Source organism: Bacillus sp. AY2-1 (assembly GCF_008368965.1).
GTDB lineage: Bacteria > Bacillota > Bacilli > Bacillales > Bacillaceae_G > Bacillus_A > Bacillus_A thuringiensis_S.
Genome location: NZ_QPEL01000080.1, coordinates 1 through 16,658 on the forward strand (window position 1 = coordinate 1; position 16,658 = coordinate 16,658).

A 16,658-nucleotide genomic window follows, 5' to 3' on the forward strand; every position below is an offset into this window, starting at 1 on the left:
ACCTTGAATAAAGAATAGATTAAGTTGTTTACATTAATATATATCAGATAATAAATTTAAAATCGAATTATTGCTCCAAAAATAATCCTCGGACATACACTTATAGATAAAGATTATTAAATATACTCACCAACATTGTGTAACCAGTATAGTTACTTATACATACGAGTGTCAATTAAAATAACCTTACAATTTTGTAAGATAATCACCTTAATAGTAAATCAAGTAATTATTAAATAATATAAATAGTTACTAGATATAATAAAATAACACTCTTAAATTTTGAACAAAAACTAATTGTTTTTATAGGAAAATAACTTATAACACCCACATTGTTAACAATGCTTTTGAATCCTACTTTACTCTATAATTCTCTGTTATATCCCAACGTGAATGCTCCTATAATATAGTCAATTGCTGCAATGAATATATTCCCTCAAAAAACATCTCCAGAAGCCATCGAAAGTAGCCTTTATTAATACACCTACACAATCCATCTTTTCACTCCCCTAAGACATCCTCAAATTTTACAAGGAATGAAAAAAGAAGAGGGATACCTTCCCTCTTCACTAAAAAAATTAAAAAACACCTTAATTTATATCCCCTGCCTTTTACAATCTCACGTCTATTGATAGCCCGTTTAATTCTTCAATTCTATTTTCATAGATTCATGTATTCTTCTAAAGTCTGCTTTTGTTCATATATATTTTCAGCAATATCTCCTACATAGCGAATATGCCAAGGTTCATATGCATAACCTGTAATACTTTCCTTCCCCTTAGGATAACGAATGATAAACCCTGCACGATGCGCGTTTTCTTTCAGCCATTTTCCTTCCTTCGTATTAGCAAAAGATAGCTCTAATTCATTGTTCGCACTTTTAGAAGAAACATCCATTGTTAACCCTGTTTGATGTTCGCTATGTCCTGGTTTTGCCGAGAAGCGATCCGTATGCTCTTGTCCTTTTCTTTTCACATTGTTCGCATACAGTCGTTGTTGATAGTCATAGGAACGAAATCCCGAAACAGCATTTAACTGAATCCCCTCCTGCTTTGCTAAATCAAATAACTTTTCCAGTGCTTCTGCCGCCTCTTTACGGAGGTGGCTCTTTTCTACCGTTCCACTAAATGAGAATGGTACATTTGGTACAACTAAATCCTCTGGTTTATAGTCTTCGGGTAATCCATATTCCTTATTAACTACAGCCTGTATACTAGCAAAAGAACTTTCATTGTATTTTGATTGCCCTTTTCCTCTACTATCTTTCTCTTTATTTATGGAGTTTTCACGAGATTCATAGTTCGTCTTATCTGGTTCTTTACCAATAGATTGATTGGTGTAAATTATAAAAAGACCTAACATCATAATTACACAACTGAAAATCCCTACTAATTTAAGTCTCATTATTCATTTCCTTCCTGCAACTCTTACTGTTTCTCGTTCATAATATCTCAACCATATCAAATTCATATTAATTTGAAGTGAACTTTTGTTCTTAACATATTTCTTAATAGAAAGACTGTATATCCTTCTATTTGTTTGACATCATTAAGATGCTCACAAATATAAATAAATTCTATGGCTACATATAGATAAAAAATCTAAAAATTTATATAACGAGATTAGAAGTGTAGCATATTATTGTTGAAGGGTCTTGGTATAATGCTAGGCATTAATGTAAAAAAAACAAATGAAGAGTTAATTATTTCATGGCGATTGGCGGAGATTACAATTCCATTACGTGATGTGATTGAGGTTACCGAAGATGCTACCTATGCTGGTGTTGAAGACGTAGATGTAATACGTATTGGAGCAGCTTATGGGACAACAGACCGTATTTTAATTAAAACAGTAAAACAAAATTATATATTATTTACTACAAATAAAGTTGCTATTTTAAATGCCATTCAGACTTAAATATAGGAGTTTTCTTGGCTAAAATGATAAAAATAAGCACATCTTGTTATAAAAACAGATGTGCTTATTTTTAATTTCTATGCATTTTTACGTTTTAAGAAAATCACTCCACCAACAATTAACAGTAATGCTCCTGCAGCCATAGAGATCCAACTTGTAAGATTAGTACCTGTTTGTGGTAACCATCCAATTTTAGATTGGATTTCTTTCTTAGGTTGTGGTTGTTCTTTTACTTGCTCGTTAGGTTGCTCTGGTGTTGGAGTATTTTCATCCGAATTCGGCTGTTCTGGTTTAGGTTGTTCCGGCTTTACCTCTTTAAATTTCACTGTTTGTCCCTTATCTTCAATTTCAGCGTGAATAGCTATTAATATATTATCTTGATACAGTTCTTCAAATACTACTACTTCTTTACCTTGTAATGCAGAAGCATTACATGTGAAATCTAGTATGATAGAACCATTCTTCTCTTTAGCAGTAAACTTAGATTCTACTGTTACCTCTTTACCATCAACTAATAATGGCTTGTTTGTTGCTTTATCCATTAGTTTACCTTTTACAACGTACTCTTTACCCACGATTAAGTCTTTGTATTCCACTTTATCTTGGATTGTTACAGATTTAGAAGCGTCTAACTCTTTAGAACCATCAGCTTTATTTGTAGCTGTCGTTTTAATAGAAGGTTCTACAAACCGAACTGTTTGACCTACATCATTAATGTCAGCATGAGTTGCAATTACTTGACCTTCATGTAATAAGTCTTCAAACACGACTACTTCTCTTCCTTGCTGTTCAGCACCAACAAAAGTAAAGTCTAATGTTACAAAACCGTTCTTTTCTTTTGCAGTAAACTTCGTTTCAGCTGTTACTTCTTTTCCATCAATTAATAATGGTTTGTTAATAGCTTTGTTCATAAGTTTACCTTTTACAGTGTACTCTTTACCTACAACTAAGTTAGTATACTCCACTTTGTCTTGAATAGTGATAGAATCCTTTGAATGAATCTCTTTTCCACCATCAGCTTTGTTTGTAGCTGTCGTTTTTACTGATGGCTTAACGAACTTAACTGTTTGACCTTTATCATTGATATCAGCATGTGTCGTAACAACTTTTCCGTCTTTCAGTAACTCTTCGAATACTACTACTTCTTTTTCTTCTAAACCAGTTGCATCAAAAGTAAAATCTAGTGTAATAAAACCATTTGCTTCTGTTGGTGTAAACTTCGTTTCAGCAGTTACTTCTTTACCATTTACAACTAATGGTTTATTAGTCTCTTTATTCATTAATTTACCTTTTACAGTGTACTCTTTACCTACTTGTAGATCTTTGTATTCCACTTTATCTTGGATTGTTACAGACTTAGACGTGTGCATTTCTTTTGTACCATCTGTTTTATCAGTAGCTGTTGTTTTTATTGAAGGAATCTTTTCATCTTTGACAATGTGTTTAATGATTTGACCATTCTCTTTAATTTCAAAAGAGAACGTTTCTTCATTTAATACATAACCTTTTGGTGCAACAGTTTCTTTATATGTGTATTTTCCAAATGGTAACTTTTCAAATTTAGCGATTCCTTTATCGTCTGTTTTTCCTTTTACTACTTCTTTTCCTGCTTCGTTATAAATCGTAAATTCTGCATTTGGAAGCTTGTTATTTCCATCAGCTACATCTACCTTTGTAATTTCTAGATCACCTTTGATAAGATGATTAACTGCCAATAACTCAATAATCTTTCCATGTTCCTTTATTTCGAACATAATTGGTTCTTTAACAAGAACATAACCATTTGGAGAAGCCTTTTCTACAAATGAATATTTACCATACGCTAAATCTTTGACGTTAATCTCACCATTTTTATCTGTTTTATATTCACCAATTACTTTTCCACTTGCATCTTTTAGCTCGAATTCTGCACCTTCTAATTTTTTACTAACATCTTCATTATCCACTTTAAGTAATTTTACACTACCTTTTACTTCTGTATTTTCCACTGTAAAAGTAAGTGTTTTATTGTGCTCTTTAATTTCAAAAGGATACTTTGTTTTATTTCCAATATATCCATTAGGTGTTTGTGTCTCTAAGAAATAATATTTACCATACGTAAGACCTTCAACGTTTGCAATTCCATTTTCTTTTGTTACTACTTTTTTCACTTCTTTACCATCTTCAGTGAAGACTGTGAATTCAACATTTGGTAAAACCTTTCCTGAATCACTAAGCTTTTTAATTTCGATGTTACCTTTTACTTTGTTATTTACTATTTGGACAGCTCCTGTTTCTCCTGTCTTAACTTCAATAGTTTGTGGTTTATCATCTGAAACATAGCCTGTTGGTGCTTTAATTTCTTTTAATGTGTAAGTACCAATTGGTAAGTTGTTTAATTCTGCTATACCATCAGCACCAGTCGTGCTTTTTCCAACTGATTCATTATTTGCATTAAAGACCTCAAATACTGCATCAGCTAAAACTTCTCCATTTTCTCCAACCTTTTTAATTTTTAAAGAACCAGCTGCTTCCCAATTTACTGCAAGATCACTACTAAGCTTTTCTTCATTTCTTTCTAATAGTACTGTAGCATTCTGAACAGTATCCGTACCACGGTAAGCAATTGCTTGAACTTTTGTTAAGTTTGCAGCAACACTTAGATTAAATTCACCTGTTTTAGTATTTTTAGGAATTTGGATACGGAATTTCTCTCCAACTGAAAGTTGATCTTTCACTTCACCATTTTCACTAACAATTTTTACTCCATTAGGTGCATTTTTTGCTACTACTTTATAAGAACCACCCTTAGCATTTGTTTGTACTGTATATAGATTTGTTTCGAAGAACTCACCTTTTAATTCTGCTTTTTGTTTTTCAACTGGGATAACATTCATATAAATATCTTGTGTATCGCCGCTATTGTTAGCAGCATTGATAATTGCCTTAGCTGCTTTTTCAACATTTTTATTCTCATGTTTCAGTTCATTTACATCAAGTTGACCTAATGCATTCCAAACTGCAAGCTGAGTTGCGTAGTGTGCCTCATTCTGATTAGCTACTCCCAACTGCTGAACACTTTTTTGCGGGAAACCGTTTAATAGGACCCTATATACTACATTATCTGTTTTCCCCATTTCAGGAAGATCTTCACCATTTGGTGATTTTAGTCCAAGAGTTAAGCAATAAGCAATTTGACCACTTGAATTTTTAATCATTTCAGTTCGAATGTGCTTTCCTAAACTATTACTATAACTCCAGTTCATTGAATATTTCTCGTGCGTCATAACCTCTGCACTAGCCCTAGGTAAAAATACATTAAGGAATAATGCCAGTACTGATAATAATGTAAAAACTCTTATAATGACTCTCTTACCCAATTTTGTAACCTCCCTAGAATAAATTAATCCGAGTATATATCGCAATATCTAAAACATTCACGATCGACCCGATTATCATTATAAAACAATAAATTACAAATATTAAATAATTTTAATGAAATAGTCAAAAAATTTACACATTTTATTATTTATCAAGTTTTTTAACGAATTTACTATATACAAATTCTAAAACACGCCTACAATTTAAAAGACAAATATGTATGTTAAATATATAAATAGCAATTCCTTTGCTCCAGTTATTAATCTTCTATTAACCTTCCCCTTATTAAAAATAGCCTTTTCATTTTCTTGTTAATCCGAGTAATTTATACACCTCTTTTAATCTATTAATTCTCTATTACGCTCCTTCATTGAGATATAAGGGTGACTCTTCATTCAAAGAATAAAGTAAAACTTTATTCAGCCCGATCCCCATCTAACTTCTCTGCTTTGAGCCTTACTGCCCACAAATAGCAGGATACATTATGCAACATTGCATTTGATAATCATTTTCAATGTAACTATACTGATTACAGGATTGCTATTAGTCCAATATTCTACATGGAGGTTTTATTATGTTTAAAAAAATTATTGTATCTTCTATGGCGCTTACTATGTTCGGTGGAGCTGCAACTATGCTAGAGGCACCTACTGCTCAAGCAGCTTCTTATAACTCAACATCATCCTCTTACTTTGATGTCACTCCTGAAGAGGCCGTGGCTTTCTATCAATCTCAAGACTATAAAAAATTAAAAGTATTTTTGGATGACTTTGAAGCTAGAAACCCTTATGCCCCAGGTGGAGGCTACGCTCAAGGTAGTGTACGTATGCAAAAATTCAACGATGCTCTTAGAGATGCCAAATTAACAAATGTCTACCAAGAATTTATTAGAATCTCTTACTACAATCATTATCCAGAACCAAAATAATCACAACGGATAAAGTGAAACTTTAATCAGTGGGGGTTTTGTTCATTCCCCACTGATTATTAGTTGAACCAATCGGGCGTTTACTGGCAATTGATCCCCCCTAACTTCTTTGCTTCCGCTGAATTTTGAGGTGGGAGTCTTACCGCCAGTTAATGCGGGATAAAAGGCACCTCTGACGGGGCACCTTTTATTTTCACTCTATTGTACACCATACTGAATATAACTTGGATCGTAGTATATCCATTGATTTGTCCCTAAGCAAAGCCATCCATCTTGTTCTCCCCAAACTTCATATGTTTCGCCACGATTCAATTGGCGAATTACACTAGACTGCAAAGATGGTCCACTTCTCAAATTCACATTATCTCCATTAATTATAGCAACCCCGTACACTGGAGTTGCATTATTAGGCGGAGAAACATTCCCTCCACCACTTGCTCCATTCCCTTGTAAAGCTTCTAGTGAAACTGCAGCTGATACATCACAATTTCCTACACCTGAAATTTGTCCAGAATCTGTGTACTGCCATGCTGTCCACGCTGTCCATCCACCAGCATCAGCAGGCGGTGTACTCGAGTATTTAGCAATCCAAAGTGGAATATCACTTAATCCGCTAATTCCGAACTCATTAATATACCAAACTCCTGTATATAACATTACATCTTTTCCAGTAGCCTGTTTCACATAATTTATGAAGCTTCTTGCCCAATTCGATATAGCGCTACCAGTTAAATTACTATTACTCGGATCTTTTGGTGATTCTAAATCCAGAACTGGCATTAAGTCTGTCTGGTTACTTTGTAATATACTCACAAAATATTTCGCCTCTGAAATTGCATCATTTTGTTCTGGACGTGCAAAATGGTATGCACCAATTAATACATTCGCACTTCGGGCTGCTTGTACATTTTTAGTAAAAGTAGGATCAATGTAATTTACACCTTCTGTCGCTTTTGCATACGCTGCTGGAATTCCAGATGCCTTCACTGCATTCCAATCAATATTCCCTTCCCAATGAGACACATCAATTAACGTAACATTTGAACTCGATCTGTTTTGCATATAAAATCTCCTATTAATTTTTTTACTTCGTATACATACAATATGTACAAATTTCATAAGAGGACACGACATTTATGCTATAGAAACAAAGAGTAAATATATTTTGTATACAAAATAAAAAAGACCTTGTATTTACAAGGCCTTTTGCAAACTCCCTTTATTTTGTAACAAGTACATATTATAATACAAACCTTGCTCACTTAGTAATTCTTGATGTGTTCCTCTTTCTACTATCTCTCCATCATGCATCACAAAAATTTGATCTGCATCTTGAATTGTAGATAACCTATGCGCAATGGCTATCGTCGTTCTACCTTTTCGCATTTGTTGCAACGCTGTTTGAATAGCCTCTTCTGTTTCTGTATCGATATTAGCTGTTGCTTCATCTAATACTAATACTTTCGGATTCGTTGCTATCGTTCTAGCAAAAGCAATTAATTGTCGTTGACCGCTTGAAAATGCTGCACCTCTTTCTACTACTTCTGTTTCATACTGCTCTGGTAACTTTTCAATAAACGTATTCGCTTGCACAAATCGAGCAGCTTCTTTTACTTCTTCATCCGTAATTTCTTCATTATACATACGAATATTTTGCTTTACATTTCCAGCAAATAAAAATGCATCTTGCAATACGAGTCCTATTTTCTTTCTAATTTCTCGTTCTTCAAATTTTTCTAAATCTACACAGTCTATTACAATATTTCCCGACTTAATATTATAAAATCGCATTAACAAATTCATAATCGTACTTTTTCCGCTACCAGTATGCCCAACAAAAGCAACCGTTTGCCCTTGTTTCACGTGAAATGATACATTTTTTAAAACGTCACGCTTTCCATCATATGAAAAAGTAACATTTTTAAATTCAATATCTCCATCGACAACTTGAGGATTCTCATTGCCTTTTTGAACCGGTGCTAAATCTTTCTCGTCCATTAAATGAAATACACGTGATGACGAAACAAGTGCCTGTTGGAAAAAGGACAATTTCATCATCATCTCATTTACAGGTTGGAAGAAACGATGTATATAGTTAACAAAAGCATATAAAACTCCTACTTCAACAGGGCTCTTTAAAGCATCAATCCCAAATAAACCTAGTACTAACGCAATAGCTACAATATGTACTAAATCCGTAGCTGGTCGTAAAAGTAATGCGTCTAACTTCAAAGTACGTCGCCCTGCACTATAATGTTTATTATTCACTTCTTCAAACTCTTTTCTCATACGTTTTTCTTGTCTGAACACTTGAACAATATTCATTCCTTGTATGGACTCGTTCAATTTTGCATTTAACACGCTTAGTTGATTACGTACTTCTAAATAAAAAGCTGCACTTTTCCGGCGATATAATACCATAATCGCGAACATTATCGGAATTAATATGAGAGAAAATAACGCTAATTTTACATCTAATAAAAACATCGCTATTAAAATACCTACTAAAAAGACTACATTTTTCACAAATGTTGATAATACACTGACATAAAAATCTTTAATCGCTTCCGTATCATTCGTTATACGAGATACGAGCGTACCAATTGGCGTACGATCAAAGAAACTTAATGACAGCTTTTGAACATGTTCATATACTTCAACTCGCATATCTTGAACAATCTTAAAAGCAATGTTCTGAAAGTACAATAGATTTAAATACGTAAATAATACCTTTAATAAATGAGCAACTATGTAAATTACAAATAAAGTAACGAGTGCTGATCGTTCAAAATCCCGCGGTACTAGGTGTTCATCAAGGAATTGTTTAATTAAAAAAGGCCCCATCATTTCCGTTACTGTCGCACCAACTAAAAAGATAAATGCTAAAGATAGCAACCCTTTATATGGCTTCATATAAGAAAGCAATCTACTTAAATCACTTCGCTTCTTCTCTACCATCATACGCCTCCTTTCTCGACTAAAGCTTCTAATTGCTGGCTTTCATACATTTCCTTATACCAGCCGTTTTCCTTCATTAATTCCTCATGTGTACCTCTTTGTACAATTCTACCTTCATCAACAACAAGAATAAGATTAGCATGCTGAATTGCACTTAATCGGTGTGCAGTAATAATCGTCGTTTTCCCTGCTCTTTCCCTCTTTAAGGCACTTAAAATTGTCTCTTCTGTTTTTGCATCTACCGCTGATAAACAATCATCCAAAATTAAAATTTCAGCATTTGTTAATAAAGCACGAGCAATAGAGATTCGCTGTTTTTGACCACCAGATAACGAAACGCCTCTTTCCCCTACTACTGTTTCATATCCTTCTGAAAATTGGAGGATATCATTATGAATACAAGCAATCTCTGCAGCTTGGGTAATTTCATTATATGTAGCATCCGCCTTTCCAAAGGCAATATTCTCACCAATACTTGCTGAAAATAAAAAATGATCTTGCGGCACATATGAAATGGCAGAACGGACACCATGAAGTGTTAAATCTCGAATATCTCGCTCCCCAACTTTTAATTCACCATTAAAATGATCATACTCACGGATTAAACATTTTAATAAAGTCGTTTTCCCTGCACCTGTACGTCCTACAACTCCTAGCGTTTCGCCCTTCTTCAAATCAAAGTGAATATCGTTTAAATGTAACAGTTCATTTTTCTTATACGAAAATGAATCAATGGCAAATGAAACATTACCGCTCGCTATCGTATGTACAGCATTTTCTCTATTTACTACATCTGATTTTTGTGAAAGAATTTTTTCTACACGGTCATATGAAGCACGCCCACGCTCCATAATATTGAACAACCATCCAAACGCTAACATTGGCCAAACGAGGGTACCTAAATATGTCGTAAATGTAACGAGATCACCTACTGTTAATTCACCTCTTACAACTAATACCGATCCGTAACATACTGCAATTAAAAAAGAAAATCCAACGATAAGAGCGATTGTCGGATCAAATAACGAATCAATACGTGCAACTAACACATTTTTATGCACAACATCTTCTGATTTTTTTCGAAACGCCTGCAAATCTTCTTTCTCTTGTCCAAGCGATCGAATCACTTTCATTCCACTCATACTCTCTTGCACTTTATCATTAATTTCCGAAAACGATTGCTGTGCTTTATGAAACCTTTTATGTAATAACGTTCCATAATAATTTGTCGAAATGGCTACAATCGGCATCGGAATTAAACTTAACAATGTTAACTTCCAACTAATTGTAAAACCCATCGCTACGAGTACACATCCCCCAACAGCTAATGAATCAACAAGCGTTAAAACACCCGCTCCAGCAGTTTGCTGGATTGCTTGAATATCATTAGTCGCATGTGCCATTAAATCACCTGTTCGATTTGACTGATAGAAAGATGGACTCATCTTTGTAAAATGTTCATATAAATTTTTTCGTAATTGGCGAGCTAATTTTAACGAAGACCCGAAAATCATAATACGCCATATGTAACGCAATATGTACATCGTAATACCTACAATTACTAATAGTACAACCCATTTTAGTAACTTATCGGTCGTCAATGTTTCATCATTAATTTCATCTACAACGATTCCAATTACTTTTGGTGCTACGAGCTCTAAAAGTGCAACGCCAAATAATAAAATAATTCCGGTTATGTACGCTCGTTTTTCTTGTTTAAAAAACCACGCTAAATTCATAAACACTTTCATTTTTTTCCTCCTCCCTTAAAATGAGCGATGTTTTCAGTTTACCAAAAATACAGAATTTTTAAAAGTTTTAAAAACTGTAACTAACAAAAAGAAAGACACTCTTAGTGAGTGTCTTTTAGCGCTTATTTCATTTGTTGCTTGTTCATCGCGCTCATCATTTGATTGATTTTCTTTTGGGAAGGTTTTTGTCCCATTTGCATCATCATCATTTTTAACATTTGTTCGTTAATTGGTGGATTTTTTTGTAAGTAATTCATCATGTATTTGCGGGCAATGAAAAATCCTAACGCCACGCCTGCTACTAGTGCTACTACGCCCACTAGAATACCTAACCAAATTGGCATATATTTTCCTCCTTCATGTTGTCTACCTTACAGTGTACTAAAACCTTTTCAATAAGACAAGATACAATTCGACATTTTTTACACATATGTTCGTACTTGTTTTAGAGGATTCAGCCATCCGTACTTTGTATTTTCATAATCCATAGCTAAAAATGTTAATTCACACTTTCTTAACACCTCAAAGAAAGTCGTTTCCATAGAGACATTTCCAGAGGTATTCATACGAATATAGTGTGGTTTCACCATTATTTCACCGTACTCCGCTCCCGTATAAAGTGTATGTGTATGATGTGTTCTATCATATTTACCAAGAACGCGCAAAGCTTGTTCTAATTTATGATGAATTTTCATTACTTGCAATGGTTTCGTTATATACATCATTTGTTTATATAACACTTTTTTCTCCGAAAGGGACCCAGATTCTGAAAATCGAGCAAATAAATCAAAAAACAAATATTCACGACCAAAATAAGATTTCGCAATATCCTCTTGAATTAAATACAATTCATACGTTTTCATTTTTCCCCTCCCAATCTGGACAACCTTTTCCCTTCATTATATATAAGAAAATTTGCAATGATTGTCTGACTGCGGAGAGATAAAAAACTTTTTCTGTCGAAAAAACTCATTTACATAGAAAAATCTCTCCATGCCGGAGAGATTTTTCTGAAATCATTAAAGCATTTCTTTTACTTTACGAACAACGTTCTCTACAGTAAATCCATACTCTTCCATAATCTTCTCACCAGGAGCAGAAGCACCGAATGTATCGATACCTAACACATCTCCTTCAAGACCTACGTAACGGTGCCATCCGAATGTAGCACCCATTTCGATTGCGAAACGTTTTGTTACTGCTTTTGGTAATACAGATTCTTTGTACTCTGCAGGTTGAGCTTCAAAACGATCCATAGATGGCATGCTGACAACAGCTGCGTCAACGCCGTCCGCTGCTAATGCTTTTTGAGCTTCAACAGCTAGGCTTACTTCAGACCCAGTTGCAAGTAAGATAACATCAGCCGTTTCTTTCTTGCTTGCAGAAACTACATATGCACCTTTTGCTACTTTTTCATACGTATCATCTTTTGCACCTTCTAATGTTGGAAGGTCTTGACGAGTTAATACTAAAGCAGTTGGTTTGTTTGTAGATTCTAAAGCCAGTCTCCAAGCTGCAACAGATTCGTTACCATCAGCTGGACGGATAACAGAAACGTTCGGCATTGCACGAAGCGCTGCTAATTGTTCGACTGGTTCATGTGTTGGACCATCTTCACCAACAGCGATACTGTCATGTGTGAATACATACGTTACTGGCAATTGCATTAATGCTGCAAGGCGAATTGCTGGACGTAAGTAATCAGAGAATACGAAGAACGTACCACCGTAAGTTTTTAAACCGCCATGTAATGCAATACCGTTCATTGCTGCACCCATTGCGAACTCACGTACACCGTACCAAATGTTTTTACCGCTGTAATCGTCTCTTGTAAAGTCTTTTTCGTTATTCATGTATGTTTTGTTAGAACCAGCAAGGTCAGCAGATCCACCGAAGAATGATGGTACAGACTCTGCAATTGCATTAATTACAGCACCAGAAGAATTACGAGTTGCTGCTTTTGATCCTAATTCATAAGTTGGTAAGTTTTGCTCCCAACCTTCTGGAAGTTGACCGTTCATTGCTGCTTGGAATTCGTTTGCTAATTCTGGGTATGCTTGCGCATATTCACCTAGCATAGTGTTCCACTCTGCTTGCGTAGTTTCACCAACATCTTGTACTGTTTTACGGAAGTTGTCGTATACCTCTTCTGCTACGTGGAAGTCTTGTTCAGCAGTCCAAGCATATGCTTCTTTCGTTAATTTTGTTTCTTCTACACCAAGTGGAGAACCATGTGAAGCTGATTTTCCTGATTTGTTTGGAGAACCGAAACCAATTGTCGTTCTTACTTCAATTAGCGTTGGGCGTTTTTCGTCAGCTTTCGCTTCTTCAATTGCTTTCGCGATTGCTTCAATATCGTTTCCATCCTCAACACGGATCACTTGCCATCCGTATGCTTTGTAACGATCTTCTACACTTTCAGAGAATGAACGATTTAAATCGCCATCTAATGAAATATCGTTTGAATCATAAAGCACAACAAGACGACCTAATTGTAAATGAGCAGCTAATGAAGATGCTTCAGCAGAAACGCCCTCCATTAAATCTCCATCACCACAAATAGCGTATGTATAATGATCTACTACATTATACGCATCACGGTTATATTTAGCAGCTAAATGTCTTTCAGCCATTGCCATACCTACAGCAGTTGCAATACCTTGTCCAAGTGGACCAGTCGTTGCATCTACACCAGCTGTATGACCGTACTCAGGATGTCCTGGAGTTTTGCTTCCCCATTGACGGAAGTTCTTTAAGTCATCCATTGTTACATCATAACCAGATAGATGAAGTAGGCTGTATAATAACATTGAACCATGACCTGCAGATAATACGAAACGATCACGGTTAAACCACGTTGGGTTATTTGGATTGTGTTTCATAAATTGAGTCCATAATGTATAAGCCATTGGTGCTGCACCCATTGGCATTCCTGGGTGACCAGAGTTTGCTTTTTCAATCGCATCGATGGATAATGTGCGAATCGTGTTGATAGAAAGTTGTTCGATTGAATGTGACATGCTATTCTTCCCTTCGCTTATATTAGTAAACGTTTTATACATTTATATGATAGCTTCCCACGCAAGATTATACAACATGTATCGACAAATATGTTGATATTTTTTTGATTTTTTATAAAAAAATCAATGTTTCCGGGAATGTATGGGCATTCAATATGACATACTTTTTCATTATTTTTATTTTAAAAAGAAAGAGAATTATCTGTATATTTATACAAATTTCTTCTATACTTACGTTTTTAAATACGTTTTTAAAAATATAAAAAGCATCTAACTTCGATGCTTTTCAAATAAGTTAAACAATCCGTTTGCGAATCGAACTTGAAATCAAATCAATTATAATTACCATTAAAATAATACCTAATAAAATAATCCCAACACGAGACCAATTCCGTGAACTCAGCGCAAAAATTAAAGGTGTACCAATCCCTCCTGCTCCGATAACCCCTAAAATCGCAGCGGATCGTACATTAATTTCAAATCTGTATAACGTATACGATAGAAAGTCTGGTAACACTTGTGGTAACACTGCATACCAAAGTATTTGAAAACGGTTTGCTCCTGTTGCTAGTAACGCTTCCGTCGGTCCTTTATCTATGTTTTCAATTCCTTCTGAATATAGTTTTCCTAACATTCCAATAGAATGTAATCCTAAGGCTAATACTCCTGCAAAAGAGCCTGGACCAACAGCTTTTATAAATAAAAGAGCCATAACTAATTCAGGAAACGTACGAACAAAACTAAGTACAAATTTTCCAGATCCTGAAGTTAATTTTCCACTACTCATATTCGTTGCCGCCCAAAAGGCAAACGGAACAGATAAAAATGCAGAAATAAATGTACCTAATATCGCAATTGCCAACGTATCAATTAATCCATGCAATAAATCTTCACCATCTGGCAAAGATACATACGACCAGTCTGGATTCAATACCCCTGTCATAATTGCTTTCGTGATTTCACCTGCTGTGTCCTTTATCCCTTCTAATGGTACTCCTGAAAAGGCCCAAACATAAACAAATGTAATTGCTATAAAAATAACCCAGCGATATACACTCAGTTTCTTCGGTTTTGGCACAATCATCGTCGTTCTATTCATTATAGTTTCTCCCGCAACAATGTACTAATGTAGTCAATTAACAAAACAACAATAAGGGTATAAATAATTATAGAAGCAGTTTGTTGATATTGTAAAAATCCAAGTGTACGATCATAATATAGTCCAATACCACCTGCTCCTACTAAACCTAGGACAGCCGCTGCACGTACATTCACCTCAAATGTATATAGTACATAGGAAACAAAGTGTGCTTTTACTTGTGGAATGACTCCATAAACAATCCATTGCACCTTAGTAGCCCCTACAGCTGTCATCGCTTCTAGTGGGCCAGGGTCAATTGATTCAATTGATTCATACAACAATTTCGCTACAAGTCCAATTGAAAAAAAAGTAAGAGCCAAAATACCTGGAAGTGGCCCAATTCCAAAAATCGCTACGAAAATAGCCGCCAATAATAAATCTGGTATCGTTCGTATAAAATTTAAAATCATTCGAGCTGGACTATATAAAAATGTGTTAGTAAACACATTACTTGCTGCAAACAATGCAAGTGGAATAGCTAAAATCGCTCCTAAGGTCGTCCCAATAATCGCCATACGTATTGTATCTAACATCGCTGTTGTAATAACTTGAAAATAACTCCAATCAGGTGGCACCATTTCTTTCAATAGATCTACCATATTTGGAAAACCGTCTACCAGTTTTGAAAATGATGCATCTACTTGTACACTACTACTCCACAGCATTAAAATAACTAAAATAAACGTTAACATATGTTTCAATTTACTCGGCGGCTTCGGTATTTCATTTGAATATATCGTCATGTCATTCATTTTACTGCCACCTCTAATAATTCGCTTTTCTGAGCAACGTCCCCATAAATTTCAGCAAATTTTTCATCCGTTGCTTCTTCTACTAAACCGTCAAAAACAATTTCTCCTGCATGTAATCCGATAATGCGTGTCGCATATTGTCTAGCCAAATCAATAGAATGTAAATTTACAATTGTCGTGATTCCAAAATCTTCATTAATTTTTTTCAAATCATCTAGCACTTGCTTTGTCGTAAGTGGATCTAACGATGCAACAGGCTCATCTGCCAATATGATTTTTGCTTCTTGCGCCAATGCTCTAGCTATCGATACACGTTGCTGTTGTCCTCCTGATAATTCATCAGCACGTGCATATGCTTTTTCTAAAATATTCACTCTTTTTAATGCTTGAAATGCGAGCTCCACATCTTCTTTCGGAAACAAACCTAACGTTGTACGTAGTGTGGAATGATATCCAACACGACCAGCTAATACATTTTTTAATACTGTTGATCGCTTTACAAGGTTAAAACTTTGGAAGATCATACCGATATCCCGGCGCATACGCCTTAATCCTTTTCCTTTCGCAGAAGTAATAGACTCACCTTCAATAATGATTTCTCCTTCGGTAATCTCATGAAGACGATTTACGGATCTGAGAAGTGTAGATTTTCCGGCTCCGGATAATCCGACCATTACAATAAACTCACCTTTTTGAATCTTTAAATTTATATTATTCAATCCCTTTGTGCCATTCGGATACATTTTGGAAACATTTCGAAACTCTATCACACATCTTACCTACTTTCAATGTATTATCAATAACTAAAAAACGGCAAACTAACTGAAATCT

General features: G+C 34.9%; 12 protein-coding genes and 1 pseudogene. 2 read left to right on the forward strand and 11 right to left on the reverse strand.

Annotated elements, in window-relative coordinates; translation table 11 throughout:
- Positions 1 to 660: 660 nt before the first annotated feature.
- Positions 661 to 1,404, reverse strand: a complete 744-nt coding sequence (locus DN403_RS19625; RefSeq protein WP_074789825.1) for a M15 family metallopeptidase — start codon at positions 1,402 to 1,404, stop codon at positions 661 to 663.
- A gap of 258 nt (positions 1,405 to 1,662) precedes the next feature.
- On the opposite strand from DN403_RS19625, the gene DN403_RS19630 reads away from it, so the two are divergent.
- Positions 1,663 to 1,917 carry a SunI/YnzG family protein gene (locus DN403_RS19630; protein ID WP_000900697.1) on the forward strand — a complete coding sequence of 85 codons (255 nt, stop codon included), beginning with the start codon at positions 1,663 to 1,665 and terminating at the stop codon, positions 1,915 to 1,917.
- Positions 1,918 to 1,994: 77 nt separating this feature from the next.
- Here DN403_RS19630 and DN403_RS19635 read toward each other — a convergent pair whose 3' ends face one another.
- Positions 1,995 to 5,276 carry a VaFE repeat-containing surface-anchored protein gene (locus DN403_RS19635; RefSeq protein ID WP_016077400.1) on the reverse strand — a complete coding sequence of 1,094 codons (3,282 nt, stop codon included), beginning with the start codon at positions 5,274 to 5,276 and terminating at the stop codon, positions 1,995 to 1,997.
- 575 nt (positions 5,277 to 5,851) lie between these two features.
- On the opposite strand from DN403_RS19635, the gene DN403_RS19640 reads away from it, so the two are divergent.
- The gene (locus DN403_RS19640; RefSeq protein WP_000473481.1) at positions 5,852 to 6,205 is read left to right on the forward strand and encodes a hypothetical protein; all 354 of its coding nucleotides are present in this window, start codon (positions 5,852 to 5,854) and stop codon (positions 6,203 to 6,205) included.
- A 210-nt stretch (positions 6,206 to 6,415) separates the two neighbouring features.
- On the opposite strand, the pseudogene DN403_RS19645 reads toward DN403_RS19640, so the two are convergent.
- From DN403_RS19645 to phnC, 9 genes and pseudogenes are all read right to left on the reverse strand, one after another.
- Positions 6,416 to 7,267 (reverse strand): annotated as a pseudogene (locus DN403_RS19645) (GH25 family lysozyme); the annotation flags it as partial.
- Positions 7,268 to 7,399: 132 nt separating this feature from the next.
- Entirely contained in the window at positions 7,400 to 9,163 is a 1,764-nt protein-coding gene (locus DN403_RS19650) for an ABC transporter ATP-binding protein (RefSeq protein ID WP_000229515.1), read from the reverse strand.
- Positions 9,163 to 10,914, reverse strand: coding sequence for an ABC transporter ATP-binding protein (locus DN403_RS19655; RefSeq protein WP_000862447.1), 1,752 nt, complete (start codon positions 10,912 to 10,914; stop codon positions 9,163 to 9,165). Before DN403_RS19655 ends, DN403_RS19650 begins: the two co-directional genes overlap by 1 nt.
- A 122-nt stretch (positions 10,915 to 11,036) precedes the next feature.
- Positions 11,037 to 11,258 (reverse strand): YneF family protein, encoded by a 222-nt coding sequence (locus tag DN403_RS19660; protein WP_001123317.1) that lies wholly within the window; start codon positions 11,256 to 11,258, stop codon positions 11,037 to 11,039.
- A gap of 78 nt (positions 11,259 to 11,336) precedes the next feature.
- Positions 11,337 to 11,777, reverse strand: coding sequence for a sporulation inhibitor of replication protein SirA (sirA, locus tag DN403_RS19665; RefSeq protein WP_000860652.1), 441 nt, complete (start codon positions 11,775 to 11,777; stop codon positions 11,337 to 11,339).
- A 156-nt stretch (positions 11,778 to 11,933) separates the two neighbouring features.
- Complete coding sequence (tkt, locus tag DN403_RS19670; protein WP_000019774.1) at positions 11,934 to 13,934, reverse strand: transketolase; 2,001 nt, start codon at positions 13,932 to 13,934, stop codon at positions 11,934 to 11,936.
- 295 nt (positions 13,935 to 14,229) lie between these two features.
- Positions 14,230 to 15,033: a phosphonate ABC transporter, permease protein PhnE gene (phnE, locus tag DN403_RS19675; RefSeq protein ID WP_001082385.1), complete on the reverse strand. Its 804-nt coding sequence runs from the start codon at positions 15,031 to 15,033 to the stop codon at positions 14,230 to 14,232.
- On the reverse strand, positions 15,033 to 15,827 hold the full coding sequence (phnE, locus tag DN403_RS19680) for a phosphonate ABC transporter, permease protein PhnE (RefSeq protein ID WP_016077368.1): 795 nt from the start codon (positions 15,825 to 15,827) through the stop codon (positions 15,033 to 15,035). The genes phnE (DN403_RS19675) and phnE (DN403_RS19680) overlap by 1 nt, the downstream gene beginning before the upstream one ends.
- Positions 15,824 to 16,597, reverse strand: coding sequence for a phosphonate ABC transporter ATP-binding protein (gene phnC, locus DN403_RS19685; protein ID WP_000569232.1), 774 nt, complete (start codon positions 16,595 to 16,597; stop codon positions 15,824 to 15,826). Before phnC ends, phnE (DN403_RS19680) begins: the two co-directional genes overlap by 4 nt.
- Positions 16,598 to 16,658 lie beyond the last annotated feature (61 nt).